This is a genomic window from Novosphingobium sp. HII-3 (assembly GCF_002916655.1).
Lineage (GTDB): Bacteria > Pseudomonadota > Alphaproteobacteria > Sphingomonadales > Sphingomonadaceae > Novosphingobium > Novosphingobium panipatense.
Genome location: NZ_PPSM01000017.1, coordinates 40,491 through 50,967, shown reverse-complemented (window position 1 = coordinate 50,967; position 10,477 = coordinate 40,491). Strand labels below are relative to the sequence as shown.

Sequence of the window (10,477 nt, the reverse complement as noted above, 5' to 3'; positions counted from 1 at the left end):
CCCCCGCCGCACTGGCGCCTGTGACCATCGACCTCACCGCAGCACCGCCCAGCCTCGCCCTCGCAACGGACACCGGCACCTCGCCAGACGACGGCGTGACCAGCGACGCGACCGTCGCGGTCGGCGGCCTCGAGCCGGGCGCCAGCTGGCAGTACAGCACCGACGGCGGAACGACATGGCAGGCAGGCACCGGCACCAGCTTCGAGCTGGCCCCGGGCACCTACCCCGCCGGCACCGTGCAGGTGCGCCAGACGGACATCGCCGGCAATATCAGCAGCACGGGTACCCTGCCGGCGGTGACCATCGACCTGCCGCTGGCGGTGGATGACAATGCGGCCCTGGACTTGGGTGCCGTGACGAGCGTGACCTACCCGACCGTCGCGGATACCGATGTGGAAGTCCTCGGGCTGCTGGAATCGGACGTGGGCGTGGACAACGCCCTTGCCATCACTGTGGCGGATGACAGGACAGCATCGGTCCGGATCGAAATCAGCCAGACCGCTCTGGTGGCCGTGGCGGACGCGTTCCGGGTGGACCTGATCGATGCGGCCGGGAATGTCGTGTATTCGGCGGTCACACCCAACTCCCCACTCGGTGACGTCGCCGGTCTGGAAGTGCTTGGCCTGACAGGGGACAACACGCTTGTCGCGATTGTAGAAGGGCTTCCGCCCGGCGATTACCGCGTGGTCGTGCGCAACGATGAGGGCGCGCTCGAGCAGTTGCTGGACCCGGACGGGAATGGGGTGTCTCTGGAAGAATTGGGCGCGGCCGGTGTCGTGCTCGGGCCAGAGAACGAGGAGCTCGTTCTCGACGCGGTGGCAGGTGCCCTGGGCCCGCTGGGCGGCGTGGCGCGCGGATTGCTGGAGCCGGTTCTCGACTCGACCACCGGCGCCGGTGTGGGCGGACTGGTGGGTGTGCTCACCACCCTGCTGAACAATCCGCTGATCAATTTGCCGGGCCTGCTCGACACCGTGCTTGGCGCGGTCGCGGATACCTTGTTGAGCAACACGCTCACGCTGCTGCAGGGAACCAGCGTCGCCGCGACCGTCACGGAGTACGAGTTCGCCAACGAGGCGGTCAGCGGCAACGTCCTGACCGGCAACGCGCAGGGCGGTGCGGACGATCTTGCAGGGGGCGCCGTGATCGTCAGCATCTCGGACGGTGATGGCACCACCATCGCTGTGCCGACGAGCGGAGTGGCGACGATCGTCGGCGATTTCGGTGTTCTGCAGATCGCTGCCGATGGCACCTACACCTACTCCACTATTGGCAACCCCGGCGCGGTAGGTGAGACCGATCGGTTCACGTATACGCTTTCGGACGGTGTCTCATCCAGCTCCGCAACCTTGGCAGTCGCGCTTGACGGTGCCCCCGTGCAGGTCGGAAACGATCTCGGCACAGCCACCGTGCAGTGGGCCAATGTGCAGGATCCGAACTTCTTCAATGCATCGGGCACGACGGTCTCGCTCCTCGGCACAGGAGGGTACACCAGCGGTTCCTTCGTGATCGGATCCAATACGGCGGTGAGCGGCACGGTCAGCCTTGACGTCACCGCCTCTGCGCTTGGAAACGGCACGCTCTTCGTGGAAAGGCAAAGCGGCACTGGATGGACACCGGTCGCGCAGCAGAGCTTTTCAACCCTGCTGACCGTTCTGGGCAACGACGCGACCATCGATCTTGGAACTCTGGGTCTCGGTGCCGGCACGTACCGCGTACGGGCGAGCCTGAATTCGGCGCTGGCAGTTGCCACGGTCACCAGTGATGTCGATGTGACGTACCTGAACCGCTTCGTTGCCGTGGGATCCACCCCCGCCACCGGGAACATCCTTGCCAATGACGAACCCGGGTCACTGCTGACCGAAGTGCAGGTTTATGATCCGGATCGCAGCGGGTTTGCCGATGTCGAGGACGGGCCACCTCTCCAGATCGACGGAATCTATGGAACTCTGAGCCTCTCTGCAAACGGCAGCTATACCTATACGCTGGATCCGGACCTGACCTATTCGAACGTGGCCCGGATCGAGACGTTCACCTATCGCCTCGTCCACCCCACCGAGGAGGTGGCGCAAGGAACGCTGCAGATCACGGTGCAGCCCTCGGGAGCCGGGGGCGCAGCGGCGGCCCCGACGTCAATGGCGGCGTTCAGCCTTGGCGCGGAGACCGTGCCACTCGACGATCTTCAGGCGTTCAGCGCTTCCGGAGAACCTGAGGGTGCCGCTCCCGCCCGGTACTTCGAATACGAGATCTTCGAAGGGCAGGGTTCCGTCGAAGAGGTGCTCGAGGGCTATCTCGCCCGTGCCGAGCCGGATGTCGCTGCTGCCGTTGATTCCGCCACAACGGCCGCAGCGGCGGCTGACGTCCGGACGGCGCCCGTGGATGATCCGCTTGGCTATCTGCAAATGTCCCCATCCACTAATCTGGATGAGCAATGGAGCAATCATAGCTTGATCTAGTCATCACATAGTATGAGAACCGGGTGGAGGTGAGGTGAACTCACCCGGTTCAAGAGGGAAGTGAAAATATCACTCCGTGAGGGTGCCAGGGGGATCATGAAAAGACGAAGCTCTACAAGTGGCAGAGCAATTCCTTTAGTTCGTTCATTAGTGATCATTGCCTTTGCCTGTGCCTGCAGTTCGGTGGGCGCGCAAACGGACGATAGCCGTTTGCTGACGCTTGAAGATGCAGTGAGGCAGGTTGTCGAATGGCATCCCGCCGTGACGGAAGCGGTCGGCCGGCTCAATGCACGGGAGCAGCAGATCGCAGTGGCTGAAGCCGGATACCTTCCGCAGATCGAAGGAGGGATCGGGACCGGCTACAACAACATCGGTGGAGCCCGCTGGCGGCCCCGAGCCAACCTTTCCGCATCGCAGATGATCTTTGATTTTGGCAAGGTATCCAGCACCGTTGCCCTGGCCGAGGCCGGGACGAAAGTCGGCAGGGCGCAACTTCTCTATGCAGTGGATAGCCTGGTTCGCGACACCAGCTACGCTATCATCGAGATACAGCGCAGCCGGGCGCTTCAATCCGTGGTCTTCGAACAGCTGGAGCGGATCCGCAGCATCAGCGGCCTGGTCGACCAGCGCTTCCAGAAAGGTGCGGCGACGCGGTCGGACGCGTTGCAGGCGCAGGCCCGCGTCCAGGCGGGCGAAGCAATCCTGCAGCAGATCGAAGCGGAGCAGCGCCGCTGGGTCAGCAATCTCGTTCACCTGCTCGGAGTTGAAGTGGCGCCCGCCGTCTCCTCCGAGGTGCCGCCTTGGCTCGAACGCTCATGCGAGCGAGGCGAGCCGGATTGGGCGCGCGTGCCTGCCCTCATGCAGGTGCAGGCGCAGCGGGACGAAGCGGAGGCGGAACTTGATCGGAATCGAGCGAACGCCCTGCCGACGGTTTCGCTGGGTGCGGGGACATCCACCGACATCAACGACCCGTTCTCCCGCCGCGCGGAGTACAACTTCGGCATAAATGTCTCCAGTTCGCTCTACAGTGGCGGGGCCAACAGTGCGCGGATCCGGGGCGCGAACTATGCGCTTGAAGCTGCGGATGCCGCCGAAGCGAACATCCGGAACGAAGTGAGCCGCCTGCTGTCGGAAGCGCAGCGGCAGATCGGAAGCTTCAACGATCTGGTGGTCACGCTGACCGGCCGCGAACGCAGCATGAGCCAGACGGGCGAACTGTACCGCCTCCAGTACTTCGAAATGGGTACGCGCACCCTGGTCGACCTGCTCAACGCCGAGCAGGAACTGCAGCAGGTCCGGCTGGATCTGGTGAACACGCGGCATGACCTGCGGCGGCTCAACGTGGACTGCCTGTTCAATGCCGGGGAGGAGCGGGAAGCGTTCAGGTTGACGGGGCTGGTCGTCGAGGGGGTAAGGCTGTGACCGATCAGGCAGAACAGGACACACGCCCATTCAGGGGCGAGGCATGGACAGAAGCGTTCCTTTACGTTGCCCGCCATTACAGGCTCTCGGTATCGGCGCAGAACGCCAGGATAGCGGGGCTCTGGGAAAGCGGAAAGGATCCTTCGGAGCGGATCAGGAGCATGGCCCGCGGGGCAGGGCTTCGTATCCGTTTCGCGGCTCAGGATGCGCTGACATCGACGGGTGACCGGTTCCCGCTGGTCGTGGAACTGCACAGTGGCGAGGTTGCTGTCGTCACCGCGGTCGACGAAGCGGGGGACGTTTCGCTCGTCATGGGTGGCGAGGGCGGTCTGCCGCATGTCCTTCCGCTGGAGGAGCTGAAACGCAGGTGCGCGCAGCTTGTCGTCGCCCGTCCCGCGCGATCGGCGCCCGATGCTCGCGTCGATACATACATCCGCCCCTACGAGGAGCACTGGCTGCGCCGTCTGCTGCTGAAGGACAGGCGATCCTACGGGCATGTCGTTGCGGCATCGCTCATCACCAACATCCTGGGGCTGGCGACAGTCCTGTTCTCGATGCAGGTGTATGACCGCGTCATTCCGGCTGCATCCTATCCCACGCTCTACATCCTGTTCCTCGGGGTCGTCATCGCAATAGGGTTCGACTTCCTGTTGCGCCGACTGCGCATGAGCATCATCGATACGCTTGGAAAGCGCGCGGACCTGCGCATTTCGGATCGCGTCTTCGGCCACGCGCTGCGGGTGCGTAACAGCGATCGCCCGCTGTCCACCGGGACGTTCATCGCGCAGCTGCGGGACCTGGAGCAAGTGCGCGAACTGCTCACCTCGACCACGATCGCAGCCATAGCGGATTTGCCTTTCTTCCTCCTGTTCCTGGTGCTTTTCTGGTTCATCGGCGGGGGGCTAGTGCTCGTTCCGATCGGAGCCCTGATCCTTCTCCTTCTTCCGGGGCTTCTCGCACAGCCGAAGCTGCGGGCCTACGCGAATGAAGCCATGCGCGAAGCGGCGCTGCGCAACGCGATGCTGGTGGAGTCCATCCAGCGCAACGCCGACATCAAGACGCTGCAGGCGGAGAGCCGTTTCCAGCAGCAATGGAACCACTTCAATTCCGTCACCGGAGAAGCGCAGCTGAAGTTGCGTGGACTCACGAACAGCCTGATGGCCTGGACGCAGAACGTACAGAACGCGGCCTATGCCACGATCATCTTCTTCGGCGCACCGCTGGTCATGGAGGGCGATCTCACCACCGGTGCGCTGGTCGCCGCATCGATACTGGGATCGCGCATGATGGCGCCCATGGCGCAGGTCACACAGGTCCTGAGCCGCTTGCAGCAGGCGCGCTTCGGGATGGAGAGCGTCGACAGGATCATGGAACTGCCGGTCGACAATCCGGACAATGAACACCGGATCGCCGTGCCCGCAATCGCCGGCAACTTCACCCTGCGCTCCGCCGTATTCCGCTACGGAGATCCGAATTCTCCGCCGGCTCTCACCGTGCGCGATCTTGCCATCAGGCCGGGTGAAAAGATCGCTTTGCTGGGTCGCAATGGGGCCGGGAAGTCAACGCTGCTGCAGGCCCTGTCGGGGCTGCTTCATCCGATATCGGGGGAAGTCCTGCTGGATGATCTGGCGCTCGCCCAGATCGATCCTGCCGACGTGCGGCGCGATGTGGGCCTTCTCACGCAGAACAGTCGCCTCTTTCATGGCACCATCCGCGACAATCTTGTTCTCGGCGCACCGCAGTCGACTTCGGAGGATATCCTCGAAGCTCTGCGGATGGTGGGCGCGGATGAGTTCATCCGGCGCATCCCGTCCGGCCTCGATTACGTCGTGCAGGAAGGAGGCGAGGGTCTGTCGGGCGGGCAGGTGCAGTCGCTGCTGCTGGCGCGGCTGCTGATCCGGCAACCGAGGGTCGTCCTTCTCGATGAGCCGACGGCGTCCATGGACGATGCCGCAGAGCGTCTCTTTCTCGCGCGTTTTCGCGAATACAGCCATGCGCGCACGGTCGTGGTGGCGACGCATCGTATGCGGGTCCTGGATCTCGTGGACCGGGTGATCGTGGTCCATAACGGCCTCATCACCCTGGACCAGAGCAAGGAAGATGCGCTGCTCACGATGCAGGGGAGGGCTGCGTGAACGCTTGGAGCAACACGGACGACTGGCTTTTCGAGGAAGAGAAGGATGATCGCTACAGGCTGGCCACCCGTCTCGTTTGGGTGGTTGCGGCGCTGTTTCTGGTTCTGCTGACCTGGGCGTGGTTCGCTGAACTCGACGAGGTGGCGACCGGCACCGGTCGGGTCGTGCCGACCAGCCGTGAACAGGTGATCCAGTCACTGGAAGGCGGCATCCTGGCGAAGTTGCTGGTGCGCCAGGACGATATCGTAAAGCCGGGGCAAGTCCTTGCCCAGCTCGATCCGACGCAGGCCGGCTCCACCGTGGAGGAGAGTGCGGCGAAATACCACGCCGCCCTCGCCGCGTCCGCCCGCCTTCAGGCGGAGGTCAATCAGACCCCGCTCACCTTTCCTGCGGAACTTGACGACTACGCAGACCTGAAGGCGGCGGAAACACGGTTGTATGAGACACGGCGGCGCAGTCTGGCCAGCTCCCTTTCGCTGATCGACGAGTCCCTTGGCCTCATCCGCAAGGAAGTGGCGATCGGTGAATCGCTCATCGAAGTGGGCGCCGCCAGCAGCGTGGAAGTCATTCGGCTCAAGCGCCAGCGTGCAGAACTGGAACTCAAGAAGGCGGATCTGCGATCGCAATACCTGGTTGAGGCGCGTCAGCAGCTGGCCAAGGCGAACGAGGAGGTGACGGCCTTGGCGCCCGTGGTGCGGGGGCGTGCCGACACGTTGAAGCGCCTCACGCTGCGATCGCCGGTGAGCGGTGTCGTGAAAAGCATCGAAGTATCGACCGTCGGCGGCGTCATACCCCCTAACGGCGAGATCATGCAGATCATACCGGTCGACGACCAGCTGCTGATCGAAGCGCGAATGTCCCCCCGCGACATCGCATTCATTCATCCCGGCCAGCGCGCTACCGTGAAGGTGACCGCCTACGATTACGCGATCTACGGCGGCCTTGAGGGCGAAGTCACCACCATCTCGCCCGACACGATCCAGGACGAAGTCAAGCCGGACATCTTCTACTACCGCGTCTTCATCCGGACCAGATCCGACGCGCTGGTGAACAAGGCGGGCAAGCGCTTTCCTATCGTGCCCGGCATGATGGCCACGGTGGATGTCCACACGGGGCAGAAAACGGTCCTGCAGTACCTTCTGAAGCCCTTCAACCGCGCGCGCGAAGCGCTGCGTGAGAGATGAGGGACCATTTTTCAGCGCTCCGCGCGGCGGCTGCACACATACGGCCGGTCGTCACGGACGCGGGCGCGCTGTTCGTGCTCTTCTTCTCGTGGACCGACGGTTCGCGGCAGGCAACGGTCATCACTTCGACCGCCGTTTCGCTTGACGACGCGTGGCAGCAGGGAATCGAATGTGTTGAGGCCAGCGGCGTCGAACCACGCTGGCTGCGGCTCGACTGGATCGACGCCTTCGAACCTTCTCACTGGGGGGCAGTTCGCCAGCAACTGAGCAGGATCAAGCGCAATTACTTTCGTCTGGGCCTCTCGCTGAGCCCGGACTTCAGGCACGCCTTCCTAGAAACCGAGCTTAACGCCAACGCCATGCTTTATGGCGGCGCGCAGAAAAGCAACGCGGTTCTCAACGAGAACAACTTCCGGATCTACGCCAGGAAACGGCATGGCCTGGAGCAAGTGGACTTCGGTGATCAGGCGCCGATCTGGCTCTTCACGACCAGCGGGCTCTTCGTCGATGAAGGCGGCGAACTGCATCGCATCCAGGGCGGCGGCGGGCTGGAGGCCGGGCGCCGTGTGGTCGAACGGCTGGATGCCCACCAGGTGCTGCGTCTCATCATTGCGGGCAGCACCTATCTTGCAATGCAGGTGCAGGAAGACGGCCGGTTCAACTATGGCTGGCACCCGTGCTTCGACAGGCCCATCCCGGCCTACAACAGCCTGCGTCACGCGAGTACGCTCTACGCGATGCTGGAGGCATGGAGCGTCACACGCGACGCGGTTCTCAAGGCTGCCATAGATCGCGCCCTGCGATGCCTGACTGAGACGCTGATCGCCCGCTTGCCCCTTCCGGACGGGTGTGAGGCCGCATTCCTCGTCGACACCGGAGCCGAGATCAAGCTGGGGGGCAATGCCGTTGCCGTCCTTGCGCTCTGCAAGCATGCCGAACTGACTGGGGACAGGCAGCATGTCCTCCTGATGGATGCGCTGGCAGAGGGCATCCTCTACATGCAGGACAAGGAGAGCGGCCGGTTCACGCATGTTCTCGCTTATCCCGGCCTCCAGGTGAAGCAGGACTTTCGGATAATCTACTATGATGGAGAAGCTGCTTTCAGCCTCATGCGGTTGTACGCCTTTTCCGGTAACGCGCGCTGGCTTGCGGCGGTCGAACGCGCCTTCGAGCACTTCCTTCGCGCGGAGCACTGGAAGGCGCACGATCACTGGCTGGGTTACTGTGTCGATGAGCTGACCCGCTATCGCCCGGAGGAACGCTACTACCGCGTCGGTCTCGACAACGTTCGGGATTATCTCGACTTCGTTGCCAATCGCGTCACGACCTTTCCAACCCTTCTGGAGCTGATGACGGCGGCGGAGAAGATGCTGTGCCGTCTGCAAGGGGACGCTCGCTGCAGGCAATTGCTCGATGATTTCGACGTGGCCTTGTTTTACAAGGCACTGCATCGGCGGGCGCGCCATCTGCTCAACGGTCATTTCTGGCCCGAACTGGCGATGTTCTATCGGAATCCCGCCCGGATCGTTGGCAGCTTCTTCATTCGCCATCATGCCTTTCGCGTGCGTATCGACGACGTGGAGCATTACCTCTCGGGCCTCGTGGCCTACCGCCAGCACTTGCTTGACGCCGCCGTTCGCGAGGGGGCTGCCCTGCTGGAGCAGAGCGGCCGTCACTGGCGAGCCGCCGATGTGGCACGGGCGACCGGCGGGATCTGGACGGTGCCGCCCGAAGCGGGATGGACGGCGCAGGGTCTCTGCATCTTTGGCCCAACGATGCGGCCCGGCGAAATGGTCGTGGCCGCCCCCGACACTACGGGCAAGGGCGTGAAGCCGCGGCAAATACGGGAACTCGCGTCTTCTCCCGCCGCCGTCATCACCCAGGACGCGGGCGACGCGAATAGCCTTGGCGCTCCGGTCCTGCAGGTCAAGGATACGGGCGATGCCATTCTCTCGCTCGGCCGCTACGCACGGGAGAGGATGAGCGGCAAGGTGGTGGCGGTGACCGGGACTGCCGGGAAGACGACGACGGTCGCCATGCTCGCACAGGCGCTGTCCGCCTTCGGAACGGTGGGGCAAACGCGGTTCAATGCCAACCTTCCTCATGGTGTCGCATGGAATCTCGCGTCAGTGCCCTGGGACGCGCCACATACGGTTCTCGAACTCGCCATCGGGCGCATGGAGCAGAACGCCCGCCTCGCATCTCCCGATATCGCGATCTTTACGAACATCCTTCCCGCGCATCTGGAGTATCACCGCGATCTCGCCACGATCGCTGCCCGCAAGAGCCGCATCTTCAGCGGCATGAAGCCCGGCGGCATAGCGATCCTGAACAGGGACATGGCCGAATGGCACCATGTTCAGCTGCAGGCGCGGTCGAGGGGGCTGGATGTCTTCAACTATGGGCGCTGTGCAGACGCTGACTTCCGCCTGATCGATTACGATCCGGCGGCACGCCGCGTCGTCGCCGACATTCGCGGATGCCCGGTGGAGTACACCCTCGGCGCCGGAGGGGAGCACATGGCGCTCAACAGTCTGGCAACCCTTTCGGCCGTCAGCCTCCTCGGGCGGGATATCAGCGCTGCCATCGCTGCGCTGCAAACATTCAAACCCGTCGCAGGGCGCGGCAGCGAAATGCGGCTGCAGCTGAATGGACGCAATATCCACCTGATCGACGAAACGTACAACGCCAGTCCGGGCTCCATGGAAGCCGCTTTCGCGCTGCTGGGCACCACGCCAACGAAGGGAAGACGGATTGCCGTGCTAGGAGAGATGCTGGAACTGGGGCCGGATGCTCCCGAGTACCACACGCAGCTTGCAGCCTCTTGCGTGAAGAACCGCATCGACGAAATCTACACCCTGGGTGACCTCTTCGATGGCTTCTGGAAGAATCTTCCCCCAGGCGCGCGAGGTGGTAGACCGAAATCTCTGGATGTTCTGAAGGCTATGTTGAACACGCAAATAGAAGAGGGTGATGTGATCTTGTTGAAAGGGTCGCATGCAACCCGGTTGTATGATGTCGCTAACTGGTTTGTAGAACGCGGTCAGCCTCGCACGGGATCATGCTGATTTGCCGTTATCTCTTTGTTAAGAATTGGAGCTGATTGTTTTTCTTTAAAAATATAGCGGGGAGTTGAACAGTCGGAACGCTAGATCACACGTGGCTGAACGCTTCGGGCCGGCGCATCGACGCGCCGGCAAGCGTTGCCCAAAGTCGGAGCGTCGCGGAAAGGGCGCTGGTGGAAGGTGCAAGGCAGCTCCTGCGCGCGCGACGAAAAATCGCG

General features: G+C 63.1%; 5 protein-coding genes. All 5 read left to right on the top strand.

Features of this window, described 5'->3' with window-relative positions:
• Positions 1 to 2,453: BapA/Bap/LapF family large adhesin (locus C2R25_RS08270; protein ID WP_233203838.1), on the top strand; the 2,453-nt coding region annotated here is incomplete at its 5' end.
• Positions 2,454 to 2,684: 231 nt separating this feature from the next.
• A complete protein-coding gene (locus C2R25_RS08265; protein WP_233203836.1) occupies positions 2,685 to 3,875 on the top strand; it encodes a TolC family protein in 1,191 nt (396 codons plus the stop codon).
• The gene (locus C2R25_RS08260) at positions 3,872 to 6,010 is read left to right on the top strand and encodes a type I secretion system permease/ATPase (RefSeq protein ID WP_103728773.1); all 2,139 of its coding nucleotides are present in this window, start codon (positions 3,872 to 3,874) and stop codon (positions 6,008 to 6,010) included. The genes C2R25_RS08265 and C2R25_RS08260 overlap by 4 nt, the downstream gene beginning before the upstream one ends.
• Positions 6,007 to 7,194 (top strand): HlyD family type I secretion periplasmic adaptor subunit, encoded by a 1,188-nt coding sequence (locus tag C2R25_RS08255; protein ID WP_103728772.1) that lies wholly within the window; start codon positions 6,007 to 6,009, stop codon positions 7,192 to 7,194. The genes C2R25_RS08260 and C2R25_RS08255 overlap by 4 nt, the downstream gene beginning before the upstream one ends.
• Entirely contained in the window at positions 7,191 to 10,262 is a 3,072-nt protein-coding gene (gene murF, locus C2R25_RS08250) for a UDP-N-acetylmuramoyl-tripeptide--D-alanyl-D-alanine ligase (RefSeq protein WP_103728771.1), read from the top strand. Before C2R25_RS08255 ends, murF begins: the two co-directional genes overlap by 4 nt.
• Positions 10,263 to 10,477: the final 215 nt, after the last annotated feature.

Bases quoted from the DNA above. Each gene is read 5' to 3' on its own strand.
- murF (WP_103728771.1), top strand. From the start codon at position 7,191: ATGAGGGACCATTTTTCAGCGCTCCGCGCGGCGGCTGCACACATACGG.